General features: G+C 69.5%; 13 protein-coding genes. 3 read left to right on the forward strand and 10 right to left on the reverse strand.

The window, feature by feature from the left end:
- Positions 1 to 237: 237 nt before the first annotated feature.
- Positions 238 to 2463 carry a protein translocase subunit SecD gene (gene secD / locus Acor_RS23760; protein ID WP_155338940.1) on the forward strand — a complete coding sequence of 742 codons (2226 nt, stop codon included), beginning with the start codon at positions 238 to 240 and terminating at the stop codon, positions 2461 to 2463.
- 75 nt (positions 2464 to 2538) lie between these two features.
- Here secD and Acor_RS23765 read toward each other — a convergent pair whose 3' ends face one another.
- From Acor_RS23765 to Acor_RS23800, 8 genes are all read right to left on the reverse strand, one after another.
- A complete protein-coding gene (locus Acor_RS23765) occupies positions 2539 to 4179 on the reverse strand; it encodes a fucose isomerase (protein WP_155338941.1) in 1641 nt (546 codons plus the stop codon).
- Positions 4180 to 4198: 19 nt separating this feature from the next.
- A complete protein-coding gene (locus Acor_RS23770) occupies positions 4199 to 5662 on the reverse strand; it encodes an FGGY-family carbohydrate kinase (protein WP_155338942.1) in 1464 nt (487 codons plus the stop codon).
- A complete protein-coding gene (locus Acor_RS23775) occupies positions 5659 to 6651 on the reverse strand; it encodes a LacI family DNA-binding transcriptional regulator (protein WP_155338943.1) in 993 nt (330 codons plus the stop codon). Before Acor_RS23775 ends, Acor_RS23770 begins: the two co-directional genes overlap by 4 nt.
- A gap of 43 nt (positions 6652 to 6694) precedes the next feature.
- A complete protein-coding gene (locus tag Acor_RS23780; RefSeq protein WP_155338944.1) occupies positions 6695 to 7333 on the reverse strand; it encodes a hypothetical protein in 639 nt (212 codons plus the stop codon).
- The gene (locus Acor_RS23785; protein WP_170317051.1) at positions 7333 to 8172 is read right to left on the reverse strand and encodes a carbohydrate ABC transporter permease; all 840 of its coding nucleotides are present in this window, start codon (positions 8170 to 8172) and stop codon (positions 7333 to 7335) included. The genes Acor_RS23780 and Acor_RS23785 overlap by 1 nt, the downstream gene beginning before the upstream one ends.
- The gene (locus Acor_RS23790) at positions 8169 to 9110 is read right to left on the reverse strand and encodes a carbohydrate ABC transporter permease (protein WP_155338946.1); all 942 of its coding nucleotides are present in this window, start codon (positions 9108 to 9110) and stop codon (positions 8169 to 8171) included. The genes Acor_RS23785 and Acor_RS23790 overlap by 4 nt, the downstream gene beginning before the upstream one ends.
- Positions 9111 to 9121: 11 nt before the next feature.
- Positions 9122 to 10444, reverse strand: coding sequence for an ABC transporter substrate-binding protein (locus Acor_RS23795; RefSeq protein WP_155338947.1), 1323 nt, complete (start codon positions 10442 to 10444; stop codon positions 9122 to 9124).
- 128 nt (positions 10445 to 10572) lie between these two features.
- The gene (locus Acor_RS23800; protein WP_155338948.1) at positions 10573 to 11565 is read right to left on the reverse strand and encodes a LacI family DNA-binding transcriptional regulator; all 993 of its coding nucleotides are present in this window, start codon (positions 11563 to 11565) and stop codon (positions 10573 to 10575) included.
- A gap of 140 nt (positions 11566 to 11705) precedes the next feature.
- Here Acor_RS23800 and Acor_RS23805 point away from each other — a divergent pair, with 140 nt between their 5' ends.
- Positions 11706 to 14183, forward strand: coding sequence for a GH116 family glycosyl hydrolase (locus Acor_RS23805; RefSeq protein WP_218034441.1), 2478 nt, complete (start codon positions 11706 to 11708; stop codon positions 14181 to 14183).
- Positions 14184 to 14306: 123 nt separating this feature from the next.
- Here the strand turns inward: Acor_RS23805 and Acor_RS23810 are convergent, their stop codons facing one another.
- Positions 14307 to 15176 carry an SDR family oxidoreductase gene (locus Acor_RS23810; RefSeq protein ID WP_155338949.1) on the reverse strand — a complete coding sequence of 290 codons (870 nt, stop codon included), beginning with the start codon at positions 15174 to 15176 and terminating at the stop codon, positions 14307 to 14309.
- 79 nt (positions 15177 to 15255) lie between these two features.
- On the opposite strand from Acor_RS23810, the gene Acor_RS23815 reads away from it, so the two are divergent.
- Entirely contained in the window at positions 15256 to 15699 is a 444-nt protein-coding gene (locus Acor_RS23815) for an Rrf2 family transcriptional regulator (RefSeq protein ID WP_218034442.1), read from the forward strand.
- Here the strand turns inward: Acor_RS23815 and Acor_RS23820 are convergent.
- Positions 15588 to 16517 (reverse strand): helix-turn-helix transcriptional regulator, encoded by a 930-nt coding sequence (locus Acor_RS23820; protein WP_155338951.1) that lies wholly within the window; start codon positions 16515 to 16517, stop codon positions 15588 to 15590. The genes Acor_RS23815 and Acor_RS23820 overlap by 112 nt on opposite strands.
- Positions 16518 to 16525 lie beyond the last annotated feature (8 nt).

The raw sequence follows: 16525 nt of genomic DNA on the forward strand, positions 1-16525 counted from the left end.
ACCGCCACGCGGCTGGCTCAGTTGGTGCAGGGGCGTTCTGGGGCGCATGAGGGGTTTGGGGCGGCGGTCCTCGGCTTCGGTGGTTCTCGGCCGCCGGGTTCCTGGCATGTCGGAATGGCGCCGGGCGACGGTTCGGCGCCATCAGACTGCCGCCGGTGTGCGCCGCCTGCTCGTGCTCCGCCCTCCGCAACGCTCTGACCAGTCCTTTTACGTACTTCTGAGCCTGCGGAGGCTTTCATGACTCGTACGTCTGTTTGGCGTGCGCTGGCGGCGCTGGCCGTCATTGCTACTTCGTTGACCATCGCTGTGGGGGTTTCGCCGCGGCTGGGGCTTGACCTGCGCGGTGGTACCCAGCTCGTCTTCGAGGCGAGAGATTCGCCCACCGCTGCGGCTGATTCCGACGCCGCCGACCGGGCCTTGGATGTGTTGCGGCGCCGGGCCGACATGCTTGGGGTGGTCGATCCGGCCCTGGTGCGTTCCGGGGAGCGGAGGATCATCGTCGAGTTGCCGGGGGTCTTGGATCCCCGGCAGGCCGCCGAGGTCATTGGCAGGACCGCGCAGCTGACCATTCATCCCGTGCTCGCGCTCGCTGAGGAGAATGACCAGGCCGCGCCGCGTGACGAGAGCGGGCAGCGGCTGCGGCTCGGGCCGGCCGCGATCAGCGGGGACGGTGTCAGCGGCGCGGGCGAGCGCACCGACCCGCAGCGCGGGCCCGGCTGGTCGGTCGGGGTCGAGTTCCGGGATGCGCGGGCCTGGCAGCGGCTGACCGGAGCCGCGACCTGCGCGGACCCCGGAGATCCGAGGCGCAGGATCGCGATCGTCCTCGACCGGGAGATCATCTCCTCACCGCGGCTCAACCCCTCGGTGCCCTGCGGGACGGGCATCCCCGGCGGTTCCACGGACATCACCGGCTCTTTCGGGTACGAGCAGGCTCGCGACCTGGCCGTGCTCATCAAGGGCGGCGCGTTGCCCGTCCCGCTCGATCTCGTCGAGCAGCGCAGTGTGGGCCCGACCCTCGGCGCGGAGGCGATCGAGGCGAGCGCCAAGGCCGCGATCACCGGGCTCGCGCTGACCGCGCTGTTCATCATCACCGTCTACCGCCTGGCCGGCCTGCTCGCGACGGTCGCGCTGGCCGCCTACGGCCTGATCTCGTACGCGGCGCTCACCGCGATGGGCGCCACCTTCACCCTCCCCGGCCTGGCCGGTTTCGTGCTGGCTGTCGGCATCGCCATCGACGCGTGCGTTCTGATCTTCGAACGGGCCAGGGAGGAACACGCCCGGTCCTCCCGCCGTGCTCTCGACCTGGGCTTCAAGCACGCGTGGAGCGCCATCGCCGACTCCAACACCACCACGTTGATCGCCGCCGGGATCCTGTTCCTGCTGGCGGCGGGACCGGTGAAGGGCTTCGGGGTGACGCTGGGGATCGGGGTGCTCGCCTCGCTCGTGTCGGCCATGCTGATCACCCGCGTACTCACCCAGGCGTTCCTCGGCCGGGTCGGGCCGAAGGTGACCGGTATCGGGTCACCTGGGCGAATCAAGACCTGGCTCACCCGCAGGAACCCTTCGCTCATGTCGGGTCGCCGCTGGTGGCTGGCCCTGGCCGGCGGGCTCGTCGTGGTCGCCCTCGCCGGGACGTTCACCCGGGGCCTGAATTTCGGCGTCGAGTTCACCGGCGGCAGAGCCGTCGAGTTCACCACCACCGGCACGATCCCCGCCGAGGTCGCCCGGCAGGCGGTCGCCGGTCACCCATCCGCCGTCGTGCACTCCTCAGCCGGGGTCGTCTCGGTACGGGCCGGGCAACTCACCCCCGCCGACGTCGCCGGGATCCAGGACGCGCTGGCAGCCCAGGCGGGAAAGGTGACCAAGCTTCGCGACGAGTTCATCGGCCCCAGCATGGGCGCAGAACTGCGCCGCAACGCCGCCATCGCGCTCGGCGTCGCGGTGGCCGCCCAGCTGGCCTACCTGGCCGTACGGTTCCGGTGGACGTTCGGGGCGGCGGCGGTGCTGGCCCTGCTGGTGGACGTGACGGTCGTGGTGGGCCTGTTCGCCTGGCTGAACAAGCCGGTGGACGGCATCTTCCTGGCCGCGCTCCTCACCATCATCGGCTACTCCGTCAACGACAAGGTCGTCGTCTTCGACCGGGTCAGGGAGCTGTGGACGGGCCGGGCCAAACACGACCTCACCGAGGTCGTCAACAGCGCGATCCTGCGGACCGTCCCCCGAACGGTCAACACCGGCCTCGGCGCCCTGTTCGTCCTCATCGCCCTGGCGACCTTCGGCGGCGAAACACTCCACGACTTCGCCATCGCCCTGATCACCGGCATCGTCGCAGGCACCCTGTCGTCCTCATTCGTCGCGGGCCCGATCGCCATCGCCCTGAACCGCTTCGACCGCCGGCCACCCCCGGAACCGGCAGGACCCCGAACCTCCCGCCCTCGTCCGGGCACCGGAGCAGTCCTGTGACCAGGCACCTCTGACAGGCTCAATTGGACGAGGGTCTCCCACGATCACGGAGACCTTCGTCCGCTGGAGGCCGGATCAGGCGATGTCCGAGTCGCCGCACAGGTGCACCTTGACGCCGAGTTCGGCGAACAGGGCGGCCTTGGCGACGAGGGCCTTGTCGGCGGTTTCTGGGTCAGGGGCGTACGCGACGTTGAGGTGGTTGGCCTTGTGGCGGGCCATGAACTGGTCGCGGGTGACGCCGTGGAAGACGGCGTGCATGATGGGCCAGGCGGGGGTGGTGGCCTGGGAGCGGCGGTCGGTTTCCTCGGTGGGGAGGGTGATCGCGGAGGCGCGGCCCAGGTCGGCGTGGAGTTCGCCGCCCTGGACGAAGACGCGACTCCAGACGATTTCGCCGGGCTTGCAGACGCCCTTGATGGTGGAGCCGCCGAGCGGGAAGTAGACGGGGTCCTGCCGCCAGCCGACCGCGCCCGCGTAGCCGTCGGCGAAGTGCGAGGGCGGCACCGAGCCGGAGATCTCGAAGACCCAGACGAACTGGCCGTCGTAGTCCTCACCCCAGCGGACGTCGTGCAGGGTGGTCGCGGGATCGAGGCCCATGGCCGTCCAGATGCGGTTGGTGACGAGGGCGTCGACGGCGACTCCTTCGTCGACCTCGTTGAAGTGCGGCAGGGCCTGGCCGTCCCACAGCACCCGGGATCCGTCGCGGGAGGTCACCGGCGGGCGGTCGACGTTGTTGAGGATGCCTTCGGCGAGGTCCGAGGCGGGGGACAGATCCTTGAGCCCCTGCTGGTACTGGATGCCGACGGCGTCGAGGCCGAAGTCGTCGCTGATGCGCAGGGCGGCGACGTACATCTTGTACTGCCAGCGCAGCTGCGCCGGGGTGAGTTCGGTGGCTTCGTCGGTGCCGAGCCGGAATGTCATGCCCTTGCCGATGAGCCAGTCGCCGACCGCGTCGGCCTCCTCGTCGGAGACGGTCTGCATTTCGGCCCAGAGGGCGCTCTGGGAGAGGCGCTCCTTGTAGATGCCGATCGGGTTGAGCAGTTCGTCGTCGATGATGGCGTTGTACATGCCCATGCAGCCCTCGTCGAAGACGCCGATGATCGCCTTGTCTAGGAGGAGTTGCCGGGCGAGGGCCTGACCGAGGTCGCGTTCGGGGCTTTCTGGCAGGGCCGGCAGGTCACGCACGTGGGACGCGTCGTGGTCGATGGTCCCGGTCTCCACCCAGCTTTTGATGCCCGCTTTGAACCAGTCGTCGGTGAAGTCGACACTCCAGATCGTCGAGTACGCCACTCCCATCTTCGCCATCCCGGCATTGAGGCCGAGCAGCCCGACGAGCCCCGGCCACTGGCCGTGGAAGTTCGCGACGGTGAGGATCGGGCCGCGGTGGGTGCGCAGCCCGGCGAGGACGTGGTGGCTGTACTGCCAGACGGCTTCGGCGACGATGAGCGGCGCGTCGGGCGGGATGTTCTTGAAGACCTCCAGCCCCATCCGCTGGCTCGAAACGAAGCCGTGGCCGGTGGCGGGGTCGACGGGGTTGGCCCGCAGCACCGTCCAGCCGAGTTCGGCGAAGGCTGCGGTGACGTCGGCCTCCATCCGCGTCTGGGTGGGCCAGCCTGCCAGGTTGGCCGACAGGCGCAGGTCCCCGCTCGCGATCAGGTAGGCGGTGTTCGGCTGCGCGGCCGGGCGGTCGGGTGGGGCGGGGAGCGTGTAGGTGGTCATGCGGTGTCCTCCGTGAGGGTTACGCGAGCTTCCGTTGCCGGGCCGCGAGCGTGTGGGCGATGGTGCGGGTGGCCGGGTAGAGCTCGCGGTACATCGCGTACAGCTCGTCATAGCCGGAGCGCCGCGCGGCATCGGGAATGACCGTCTCTACCGGCGGATTCCAGTCGGTGATGGCGGCGTCGACGGTTGTGCGGGCAGCCAGGTAGGCGGCGCCGTAGGACGCCCCGATCGTCGTGGTCGGGATGATCTGGGGCAGACCGGTGACGTCGCTGACGATGCGCGTCCACAGCCCGCCGCGGGTGCCGCCGCCGACGGCCACGACGCGTTCGACGGACGCGCCGGCGGCGTGCATGGCCTCGATGTTGTGCCGCACGCCGAGGGCGGTCGCCTCCAGGGCGGCCCGGTAGAGATCGCCCCGGGTGTGGCTCATCGTCAGCCCGGCGATGACGCCCCGCGCGTCCGGGTCCTGCAGCGGCGTCCGTTCCCCCGCGAAGTAGGGCAGCATGAGCAGCCCGTGCGCCCCCGGCCCCGACGCCTCCGCTTCGGCCAGCAGGGTCTCGTAGCCGGGCGAGCCGACGAGATCGCGCAGCCACCCGGTGAGCGCGCCCGAGGTCGCCATGCCGCCCGCGAGGTTGTGCGAGCCGCGGAACGCCCCGACCGTGCCCCACATCGACGGCGTCCGGAGGGGCAGTTCGACGGTGGCGATCAGGAACATGGTGGTGCCGTACATCAGCATGAGGTCGCCGGGGTTCTGGGCGTCGACGCTCACCGCCTCGGTCCACGCGTCGATGGAGCCGGTGATGACGGGGGTGCCGGCGGGGATGCCAGCGATCGGCTCCCTGGTGGTGCCGGCGATCTCGTCGGACCAGGCCAGGGCCGGGAGTTCCAGCTGGGGGGCGATCCGGTCCGCCCACGGCCGGTACCAGTCGACGGCCCTGATGTCGAACATCGGGGCGCACTGGCTGGCCGAGTGGTAGTCCAGCGTGTACGCGCCGGTGAGGCGGTGAACGAGCCAGGAGGCCGGCATGAACAGGCGGCGGGCGCGGCGCCAGGTGTCCGGTTCGTGTTCGGCGAGCCAGCGGAGTTTCGGGCCGACGGCCTGCGAGGACAGGACCGATCCGCATCGGTCGAGGATCGCGTCGGGGCCGCCGAGTTCGGTGGTGAGGTCCTCGATCTGGGTGGCGGCCCGGGTGTCGACGCCGTACAGGATCGCGGGCCGGAGCGGCCGTCCTGCCTCGTCGGTCAGCAGCACGCACGGGCCCATCCCGCTGACGCCCACCGCCGTGACCTCGGCGCCGGCGGTCAGTTCGGCGGCGAGCTCCCGGAATTCGGTCCACCACGCCTCGCCGTCCATCTCGACGTGCCCGGGTCGCGGACGGCTGACCTCATGTTCACGTACGGCTGACGCCAGCACCCGCCCTGCCGAGTCGACCAGCACACCCTTGCTGCTCGACGTCCCGATGTCGACGCCCAGAAAGCTCACTTCTTCCCCCTCGATATCTGATCGGTGCGCAGAATCACCGTCCGCGCCGGGCCGTCGTCACCGGCGATGCGCTCCAGCAGCAGCCCGGCCGCCGCCTCGCCCAGGTCCCGGGCGGGCAGGTCGACGACCCGGATGCCCTGCCGCTCGAACGACGCGTACGGCAGGTCGCCGAACACGGCCAGCCCGAACCCGGGCGGCGTCAGCCCGGCGTCGTGCAGCGCGTCGAGCGCCCCCGCCGCCATCAGGTTGTTGGCGACGACGGCGGCGTCCGGCGGCTCATCCAGCGCGAGCAACTCGGCCATCGCGGCCCGGCCGCCGTCCACCCGGTAGTCGGCATAACGCAGCAACTCCTCATCCCCTCTTCCGTGGCGTTTCCTGCTCGCCTGCTGCCACCCCTCCATCCGCAGCTGCGCGGTCTCCACCGAACTGGGCCCGGTGATACACGCCACCCGGGTGAACCCGGCGTCGAACAGCGACTCCGCCGCCGACAGCCCGCCCGCCCGGTTGTCGACGGTGACCGCGTCGATGCCGGGCCGGTTCAGGCTCCGGTCCACCGCGACGACGGGACGCTGCCGCGCGATGAGCCTGCTGACGTCGCTGCCGTCGTCGGCGGGCGCCAGGATGACCCCGGCCATGTGCTCGGCGAGCGCGATGTCGATGTACGTCGACTCGCGCGCCGGATCGTCGTCGGTGTTGCACAGCACGACCGAGTAGCCCCCGGCGCGGGCCCGGTTCTCCACGCCACGGGCGAGCGCGGTGAAGAAGGGGTTCTCGATGTCCGGGATGATCAGCGCGATCACCTCCGAGTACTGGCGGCGCAGCCGCCGCGCGGTCCGGTTGGGGGTGAAGGCCAGGTCTTCGGCGGCGGCCCGGACGAGGCGTTCGGACTCCGGTGAGACGCGGGCGCCGTTCATGACCCGGCTCACGGTGGCCGCCGAGACACCGGCGCGTGCGGCCACCTGGTAGATCGTTACTTTCGCGCCGGCCATCCGGTCTCGCCTGGTTCCGCGCCGTCTCCGGCGACTACGACGGTCATGTACGGGCCTGCAGTGCGTCGACCTCGTCAAGAAGAGCGACTGTCAGCACGCCAGTGATCGCGAGCAGCAGCGGGAGCACGACAACCGCCAGAACCCCGGTGGAAGCCGCGACCGCGAAGCCGCCCAGCCAGCCCAGCCCGACGAGCGTGAACGCCCAACTCGGCCGGAACGCGACGAGAATCGCCCCACCCCGCAACGCCGTCAGGCCGTACCGCCCCCGAATCGCGCCATAAGCCAGCGCGTACGGAAACACGAGCAGCAGTCCGGCGCAGCCGACGGTCCCGGCCAGCGCGGCCCCGCCACCCGACGCGAGCCCGAGCCCGGCGAGTGACAGACCGGCCGCGAGCAGCAGCGCGAGCACCGGGTCGAGCCGGCGCAGCAGCGCCAGGCGCGGGCCGTCGCCACAAACCGCCGCGGCGGCGAACCTGGCCATACCCGTCAGAGCGAGCGACGGCGGCACGGTCGCGGCGGCCAGCATCCAGGCCGGGGCCGCGACGATGACCGACGCCATGAGCGGAACCGCCGACGCGAGCCCGATCACGCCGACCACGACACTGCGGGGCAGTTCGTGCCAGAACACGAGCACACCGCGCTTGACCAGCCACGGCAGCGTGGCGGTGGCAGTCGCCCGCATCAGAGCTTCAGCCCGCTCGACGCGATGGACTGCACGATGTACCGCTGCGCCGCGATGAACACGATCAGCACGGGCACGATCGCCATCGCGATACCGGCTGCGATCGTCCCCAGCGACCCGGTCGAGAACCGGCCGGCCAGCAGCACCAGACCCACCGGCAGCGTCTGCCGCTCGGTGTCGCTGATCATCACCAGCGGCAGCAGCAGGTCATTCCACCAGTACGTGAAGCACAGAATGCCCAGCGTCGCGATCGACGGCCCCGACAGCGGCAGGATGATCCGCACGAACGTGTGCAACCGCCCAGATCCGTCGATCTTGGCGGCCTCCTCCAGCTCACGCGGCAGCGTCAGGAAGTGCTGCCGCAGCAGGAAGATCCCGAACGCGCTGAAGATCCCCGGGAAGATCAGCGCCCACAGCGTGTTGGTCAGGCCGATCTTCGACATCACCAGGAACAGCGGCACGATCGTCACCTGGATCGGAATCATCAGCGACCCGATCACCACCGCGAACAGGGCGTTCTTCCCCCGGAACCGCAGCCGCGCGAACGCGTACGCCGCCGTCGAGCAGGTGACCAGCTGCGCCGCCGTGATGACCGTCGACACGATGATCGAGTTCAGGAAGAACTGGAAGTACGGCACCTGCTCCGCGACCAGCCCGAAGTTGCGCACCGTCAGATTCCCGAGCTCCAGGCTCGGCGGCAGCCGGTACAACTCCGCGTCGGAGCCGGAGAAGGCCCCCCGGAAGATCCACAGGAACGGCGCGGTGATGGCCAGCGCCGCCACGGCCAGCACCAGGAAGGTCAGAACGCGGGCCAGCCAGAACCCGAGGCGGTGACTCATGAGTAGAACGTCCATCTGCGCGAGAACCAGAACTGGATGGCGGTGAGCACGATCAGGACGAGCGCGAAGGTGATGCCGATCGCCGACGCGTAACCCAGATCGAAGTCACCGAACGCCCGGTCATAGAGGTACTCCACGATCGTGCGGCTGGAGTCCCCGGGGCCGCCCTGGGTGAGCACCCGAGGCTCGGCGAAGATCTGGAACGAGTTGATGGTGTTGATCACGACCAGGAAGAAGATGGTCGGCGAGAGCAGCGGGAAGGTGATCCGCCAGAACCGCGTCCAGGCGTTCGCGCCGTCCACGATGGAGGCCTCCCGCAGCTCGTTCGGAATCGATTGCAGGCCCGCGATGTAGACCAGGATCGAGAACCCGATCGTCTTCCACGAGTTGACGATGATCACCGACACCGGCGCGAACGCCGAGGAGCCGAGCCAGTCGATCCGGTCGATGCCGATCAGGCCGAGCAGGTAGTTGACCAGGCCCAAGTCCTTGTTGAGCAGGAATCGCCAGATCAGCGCGACCGCCGAGGCCGACACCACGAACGGGAACAGGAACGACAGCCGGAAGAAGCCGCGCAGCCAGCGGGGCATCCGGGTTTCGAGCAGCACCGCGAGCAGCAGCCCGGCGACCACGTTGACGGCGAGGATGGCGAGCGCCATGTACGTCGTCGAGCCGTACACGCCGAGCAGTCGCCCGTCGTGGAAGAGCCGGTCGAAGTTGTCCAGGCCGACGAACGTGCCGTCGCTGAGCAGGTTCCAGTTGTAGAAGCTCAGCACGAGCACGCCGACCGTCGGGGCGAGCACGAAGACGAGGAACGTGATGATCGACGGTGTGAGGAACGCGAGCGCGGCCGCCCCGTCGCCCCGGCGGCGCGGGGGCCGCGGGGCCGGCGGCCCGGGGTCGACGACCCCGGGCCGGAGGGTGCTACTGGTGGTCATGGTCCGCCTTCTCAGCAGGTGACGATGCCGCTCAACTCGCCCTGCATGTTCTTGAGCCCGTCCGAGACCGACGTCTCGGACGCGAAGATCTGCTGCAGGTGACGGAGGACGGTCGACTCGAACGTGCTGTACTTCGCCGGCGCGGGGTACGGCACGAGGGTCGGGTACTTGTCGATGCTGTGGTAGAAGAGGTCGGAGTTGGCAGGAGGAACGCCGACCTTGGAGATCGTCTCCGCCACCGAACGGCGCGACGGGATGGAGTCGCCGGGCTTGTCAGGAGTGCCGACGTACTGCTTCTCGATCTCGTCGCTGACGGTGAACTTCTGGTATTCCCAGGCGAGGTCCGGGTTGCCCGACGACTTCAGGATCGGGTAGCCGGCGCCGCCGAAGACTGTCTTGTAGGTGTCGCCCTTAGGGTAGAGCTGGATGTCGAACGCCTTGAACCCCGCCGGCAGGAAGGTGGCGATCGGCCACCGACCGGCGCCGAACATGGCGACCTGTCCGTTCTGGAATCGGGTGAAGACGTCGCTCATCGGCATCGGGGCCGGCGCGATGCCCTCGGTGATCAGGTCCTTGAGGAAGGTCACGGCCTTGTTGACCTGGGGTGTGTCGGCGGTGGCCGTGCAGACGTCGTCGCTGGTGAGGTTGCCGCCGGCGTTGGCGACCCAGGGCATGATGCCGGGGAAGATCTCGTTGCTGGCCCAGGTGAAACCGTACTGATCGGGTTTGCCGTCGCCGTTGGTGTCCGCGGTGAGCTTCTTGGCGGTCGCCTTGAAGTCGTCCCAGGTCCAGTCGGCGCTCGGGGGTTCGAGACCGGCTTTCTTGAAGACGTCGGTGTTGTAGTAGACGACCATGTCGTTCCAGCCGTACGTCAGGGTGACGATGTCGCCCTTGACGGTGAAGCCGTCGATGAGGCCCTTGGCGATGTCGGCGACGAGCGTCTTGGCCTCGGGGTCCTTCTCGACGTACGCGTTGATGGGCTGGACCAGGTTGTTGGCGTGCACGAACTGGGCGCCCTCGCCGGAGATGACCATGAGGTCGGGATGCTTCCCCGAGGCGATGAGGGTGGCGACGTTCGCGTAGTAGGTGCCCCAGTTCTCACCGGTGACCGGGGTCAACGAGACTTTCACATCGGAGTGCGCCGCCATGAAGGCGTCCGCGGTGGCCTTGTTGCCGCTTTCCGCGGCGGGGCCGTAGTTCCAGTAGACGATTTCGAGCGTCTTGGCCGCTGACGAGGTGTCCGCGTCATCGCTCGACGAGCATCCCGCAAGGGCGGTCACCGCCAGCGCGGCGGTCGCGCAGGCCAGCGCGACCTTGCGGTTGGGAATGTTCATAGGCCTGCGTCCCTCTCGATAGGGCTGTGGGGTGCGCCACAGTGAAGTCCAAGAAATCGATTTCGTCAAGAGTGCCGCACAAGTCTCCCGGTCGGCCTGTGATCAGGGAGATAACGTCATGGCATCGATTACAGCGATGCCTTGCCAGGCGGCATCGGAGGGCTAACATCGGCGCGCAGCACGACGGTGCGGAGCGGCTGGGTGTCGCCGTTGATGCGGTCCAGCAGCATCGTCGCGGCGGTTCTGCCCAGGTGGCGGGCCGGAAGCCGGACCTGCACCACGGTTTCGGGGGGCAGCGTCATGAAGGGCAGCTCACCGACGGCGGCGATGCCGAACTTCTCCGGTGAGATCCCCGCCTGGATGAGGGCCTGCAACGCTCCAATGGCCATCAGGTTGTTCGTGGTGACGACGGCGTCCGGTGGCGTTTCGAGGGCGAGCAGGGCGGCCATCGCCGCGAACCCGCCGTCCACCCGGAAGTTCGCGTGCCGCAGGTAGCCCTCGTGCACGCCGGTGCCGCGCGCGGTGACGACCTGCCGCCAGCCGAGGAAACGATCCTCGGTCGTCTCGATCCCGGCCGGGCCCGCTATGCAGGCGATTCTCCGGTATCCGGCGTCGAACAGGGCGGTCGTCGCGGCCACCCCCGCAGCCCGGTTGTCGATCTTCACGGCGTCCACCGGGTACGGCGTAGTCCGGTCCACGGCCACCACCGGACGCCCCAGCGACACTATGGCGCCGAGGTCGACCTCGTCCGAGGCCGGCGACAGGATCACGCCCGCCATCTGCTCGGACGCGGCGATCTGCAGGTAGCGCAGCTCTTTCGCGGGATTGTCGTCGGTGTTGCACAGCACGACGGAGAAATCCGACTCCTGGGCGCGGTCCTCCACGCCACGGGCGAGCGCCGTGTAGAACGGGTTCTCGATGTCAGGGATGAGCAGGGCGATGATCTCCGAGCTCTGCTTGCGCAACCGGCGGGCCGTCTTGTTCGGCGTGAAACCCAGGCTCGCGGCGGCGTCCCGGACGAGGCGCTGCTTCTCCTCCGAGACCGTGAGCCCGTTGAAGACGCGCGAGACCGTCGCCGGAGACACCCCGGCGAGCGCCGCTACCTCGTAGATCGTGGCCATGATGCCCCACTTTACCGACCCCGGGCGGACCCGAGCCCTCCGTCGTGCCTGGTCTTGACACCTCCTGTGACCTCGTCTAGCTTGTGTGAAATCGATTTCGTGATCAAGATTTCGATTTGTTCTACGAAGGGATGGCCGCGGTGAGGCGGTACACCGGAGAGGCCCGGCGGGCGGTCGCGTTCCCGCTCGGCGGGTTCGGCACCGGGCACGTGGCCCTGGGCGGCGACGGGGCGTTGCGCCAGTGGCAGCTGTCCGGGGTGGCCAACCATCGCGGCTTCCTGCCGGACAGTTTCTTCGCGCTGCGGGTCTCCTCGACCGAGCCGCCCGGCGACGTCGTCCGGCTGCTGCGCGCCGCGCCGCTGCCGCCGCACGAGCGCCCGGCGCCGAACGTCTCCGACGCCGAGGTGCCCGACGCCGACCGGCTGCCGCCCTGGCCGACGGTGACCGGCACCGAGTTCCACGCCGCCTACCCCTTCGCCGAGGTGTCCTACCTGGACGAGGAACTGCCGGTCGCGGTGTCGCTGTCGGCGTTCACACCGTTCGTCCCGCTGGATCCGGACGCCAGCGCGCTGCCGCTGGTGCGGTACCGGTTCACTCTGACCAACACCAGTGCCGAGTTCCGGCACGGGTGGCTGCTGGGAACGTTGCAGAACGCGATCGGCTGGGACGGGGTCACGCCGATCGACGGGACCCGGGGCGCGGGGTACGGCGGCAACGTCAACCGCCTGCTGCACCGGCCCGGTCAGACCGGCGTCTTGATGGACCATCCGGGGCTGGCCGAGGACGATCCGGCGTATGGGGAGATGCTGCTGTGGACCGACGGTCCTGCGGCGGCGCTGCCCCGGGCGGTCAACGCCGAGGCGATGCTGCGGTTCGTGGAGACGGCGAAGCTGGTGACGCCGATCCAGCTGGGTGACTACAGCGACGCGGCCCTGCGCGACGCGGTCGCGGACGGGGTGTCGCCGTTGCGCGCGCCGTCGGGGCCGAGTCAGCCGGGGCACACCTGGGACGGCGCGGTAGCGGTGGCGTTCGCGCTGCGGCCCGGGGAGACGACCACGGTGGACATCGTGCACGCTTGGTGGTTTCCCAATAGGTATGCGGATTTCGATCGGTTCGGGCCGCGGCAGCCGTATGGGCACAGTCGGTTCTGGGTGGGCAACCACTACGCCGGGCGGTTCGGTGGGGCGCTGGATGTGCTGGACGCCTACCTCGCCGATCGGGACCATCTGGACACCGCCTCGCGGGCGTGGGCGGACGCGGTTTCCGGCAGTGACCTGCCGGAATCGTTGCGGGAGGTGGTGTCCGCGCAGGGCACGCTGGTGCGTTCGCCGACCCTGTTCCGGACCGCCGACGGGCGCGCTTACGGGTTCGAGGGTGCGCTCGGCGCGTCCACCCGTAACTGGAACGGGGACGTCGGCGGATCGTGCCCGCTCAACTGCAATCACGTGTTCAACTACGAGCAGGCGCTCGCCCGGCTCTTCCCCGGCCTGGGCCGCAGCATGCGTGAGACCGAGCTGTCGGTGCAGGCGCCGGACGGTTCGCTGCCGCATCGGGTGGAGCTGCCGCTGTTTCTGCCGCAGTTGCATGGGGTGGCGATCGGCGGGCCGGAGCGTCCGGCCCTGGACGGCATGCTCGGCGCGGTGCTCAAGACCTACCGGTCGGTGCTGGACGGCGCGGGTGAGGACTGGCTGCGCGGGCATTGGCCGGCGTTGCGCCAGTTGATGGAGCACATCACGACGACGTGGGACGCCGACGGCGACGGCGTGTTGCAGGGCGACCAGCCGGTCACGTACGACATCAGCCTGCACGGGCCGAACATGTTCGTCGGCGCGTTGTGGCTGGCCGCGTTGCGGGGGATGCGCGCGATGGCCGAACTCGTCGAGCCCGCCGCCGCGGCGGGCTTCGCGGAGCGGTTCTCGGTCGGCCGCGACAATTACGACAAGCTGCTGTGGAACGGGGAGTACTACGCCCAGCCGGTCACCGGGGAGGACAATGACTTCGGTCTGGGCTGCCTGTCCGATCAACTGCTCGGGCAGTGGTGGGCGCATCAGCTCGGGCTCGGGTATCTGCTGCCGGAGGAGCGGGTGCGGTCCGCGCTGGCCGCGATCGTGCGGCACAACCTGCGTACCGGGTTCGCGGCGCATGACTATCGGGTGTTCGCCGACGGTGACGAGACCGGGCTGGTGGTGTGTAGCTGGCCGAACGGGGGCCGGCCGGAGGTGCCGTTGCGGTACTGCGACGAGGTGTGGACCGGGGTGGAGTACCAGGTCGCCGCCCACTGCCTGTACGAAGGGCTCACCGACGAGGCGATGCGGATCGTCACGGCGGTTCAGGGCCGGTACGACGGGACGCGGCGCAATCCGTTCAATGAGGTCGAGTGCGGCGATCACTATGTGCGGGCCATGGCCGGGTGGTCGCTGCTGGACGCTTACACGGGGTTCGGCTACGACGCGACCAAGCGGCGGATCAAGGTCGGGCGGCGGGCGGGGCGGTTCCCGTTCGTGGCCGGCACCGGCTGGGGCATCGTCACGATCACCGAGGATGGCACCGCGACCGTCGACGTGCTCGGTGGCGAACTGCCGGACGATCTGACCATCGAGGTCGTCGACCTGCCCTGATCGGGCGAAACCAGTGCGTGATCTCCCGCACTGACGATCATGCGGGTGCCTGGGACCGGCTCGGTGCGCCCCGGCCTGGGACCGGTGCGGTGTGGCCGGTCCCAGGCTCGTCCGGCCAGGCGGTCAGCCGGTCAGCGCGGCCCGGTTCTCGGTCAGGACCTCGCGCAACGTCTTGGGCTCGCTACCGGTGAGGTCGCGGACCGCGGTCGACACCCGCTCCACCCAGCCGCCGCGGGCCGCGGCGCCGAACGAGGCGATCAGCGCTGCCACCTCCGCCGGCAGCCCGGCCCCGATCAGGCCCTGAACGAAGCCCTCGTCGTCGACGTCGACCACGTCCACCGGCCGGCCGATGATCTCAGCCGTCAGCGCGGCCAGGGTGGCGGCGTCGATCGCCTCCGAGCCGGTGATGTCGTAGGCGGTGTTCTCGTGCCCTTCTGACGTCAGCACCGCCACGGCGGTGGTCGCGCAGTCCTCACGGGAGACGTACGCGGTGCCGCCCTTGCCGCTGTTGGTCACCAGCACCCCGCTCGCCGCCGCCTGCGCGGCCGTCCCGATCTGGTATTCGGCGTAGACATTGTTGCGGAGGAACGTCCAGGTCAGCCCGCTGTCGACCAGCGCGGCCTCGGTGGCCCGGTGGTCGGGGGCGACTCCGGCGGGGTTGTCCGGATCCGGGCTCGGCAGCGAGGTGTAGACGACGTGCCGGACCCCGGCCGCCTTGGCCGCTTCGACGGCATTGACGTGCAGGGCGACGCGCGCCGGGCCGGGGATGTCGGTCGAGATCAGCAGCAGCCGGTCGACGCCGGTCAGCGCGGCCCGCAGGCCGGCCGGGTCGGCGAAGTCCCCCTGCCGGACGTCGGCTCCCTGCTGCGCGAACTCGTCGAGCGCGGCCGGAGTGCGGCTGATCAGGACGGGTCGTACGCCCTTGTCGAGCAGGAGCCGGGCGACGAGTCGGCCGAGTTGGCCGGATGCTCCGGAGATGGCGATGGTCGGCATGGGTCCTCCAAGTGATTCCGCAACCAGAACGGTGACGATTAAATCATATCCAGAACGGTTGCAGTTATACACTGGCGGTGTGAGCAGTCCCACGAACACGAGGTTCTCCGTCGCCTATCACGTGCTCAGCCTGCTCGCGTCGATCCCCGGGGACCCGCTGAGTTCCGAGCAGATGGCCGCCAGCGTCGGTTCCAGCCCCGTCTACTTGCGGCGCGTGCTCGGCTTGTTGCGGCGTGCCGGGTTCGTCCAGTCCAAGCCAGGTGTGTACGGCGGCTGGTCGCTCGCGCGCCCTTCACACGAGGTCAGCCTCGGTGACGTCTGGCGGGCCGTACAGGGGGACGAACCGGTCCTCGGCATCCACGGGCCTCCGCCCAACTGCCCGGTCGGCGGGTCGGTGAGCGTCCGGCTGGCTCAGGTCGAGCAGCGTGTAGCCCGCGCGATCGAGGCATCCCTGGACGAACTGACGGTCGCGGACACGCTTCCCGACGGCGCACCATTCACGGCCGACATCCTGTCCCGGTAGGCCGTCAGGTTGAGGCGTTGCAGGGCGGTGGAGGTGGCGTCGTCGGCCGGGAGATAGGCGATCAGGCGCTGACCTTCCGCGTCCAGAGTCTCGTACGAAAGCCTCAGCTCCCCCACCTCAGGATGGACAAGCCGTTCCACACCGGTGCGACGCGGCAGCACCAGCGAGGTCCGCATCCGTTCCGCGAACGGCGCCCCGCCCACGATGGTCAACTCCTCGACAAGGTGCACGAAGTGCGGGTCATCGGACGAGGACTCGGCTTTCAGCATCGCGACTTCCTCGTCCGCGATCCACTCCCAATCCGGGAAAACCGCCCGCGCCCGGTCGTCGGTGAACACGAACGCGGCCCGATTCGGCGGCTTACCGTCCAGCAAGCCGATCGGCCTGGCAAGGCGTTCATAAGCAGAGGTGCAGGCGAGCGTCTCCCCCAGCCGGTTGAGCAGCACGGCCGGAATGCTCGCCATCCGATCCAGCAATGACCGCATCGTGGCGCGCACCTCCCGTTCCGGCGGCATCCCACCAGGACACAGCAACCCGGCCCCGGAAGCCGCCTTGGCCAGATTGCGGAGACGCACCCGCTCACCCACGGACAACTGCAGAGCATCCGCCAGCGCGGCCAGGACCTGTGGCGACGGATTCCGGTCGCGCCCCTGCTCCAGCCGCGTCAGATAATCCACGCTCACACCCGAAATGGTGGCCAGCTCCGCCCGCCGCAAACCGGGCGTACGGCGACGATCACCCGTGGGCAACCCCACCTGGGCCGGACTGACCGCCTCCCGAAGCCTGCGCAGAAACGTCCCCATTTCAGTGCTGCTCACAGCCCGAG

This window comes from Acrocarpospora corrugata (assembly GCF_009687845.1).
Classification (GTDB): Bacteria; Actinomycetota; Actinomycetes; order Streptosporangiales; family Streptosporangiaceae; genus Acrocarpospora; species Acrocarpospora corrugata.

Excerpts from the sequence above, each read along its gene's own strand:
- Acor_RS23775 (WP_155338943.1), bottom strand. The coding sequence starts at position 6,651 with ATGGCCGGCGCGAAAGTAACGATCTACCAGGTGGCCGCACGCGCCGGT.
- Acor_RS23795 (WP_155338947.1), bottom strand. The coding sequence starts at position 10,444 with ATGAACATTCCCAACCGCAAGGTCGCGCTGGCCTGCGCGACCGCCGCG.
- Acor_RS23785 (WP_170317051.1), bottom strand. The coding sequence starts at position 8,172 with ATGAGTCACCGCCTCGGGTTCTGGCTGGCCCGCGTTCTGACCTTCCTG.
- Acor_RS23800 (WP_155338948.1), bottom strand. The coding sequence starts at position 11,565 with ATGGCCACGATCTACGAGGTAGCGGCGCTCGCCGGGGTGTCTCCGGCG.
- Acor_RS23765 (WP_155338941.1), bottom strand. The coding sequence starts at position 4,179 with ATGACCACCTACACGCTCCCCGCCCCACCCGACCGCCCGGCCGCGCAG.
- Acor_RS23780 (WP_155338944.1), bottom strand. The coding sequence starts at position 7,333 with ATGCGGGCGACTGCCACCGCCACGCTGCCGTGGCTGGTCAAGCGCGGT.
- Acor_RS23790 (WP_155338946.1), bottom strand. The coding sequence starts at position 9,110 with ATGACCACCAGTAGCACCCTCCGGCCCGGGGTCGTCGACCCCGGGCCG.
- Acor_RS23810 (WP_155338949.1), bottom strand. The coding sequence starts at position 15,176 with ATGCCGACCATCGCCATCTCCGGAGCATCCGGCCAACTCGGCCGACTC.
- secD (WP_155338940.1), top strand. The coding sequence starts at position 238 with ATGACTCGTACGTCTGTTTGGCGTGCGCTGGCGGCGCTGGCCGTCATT.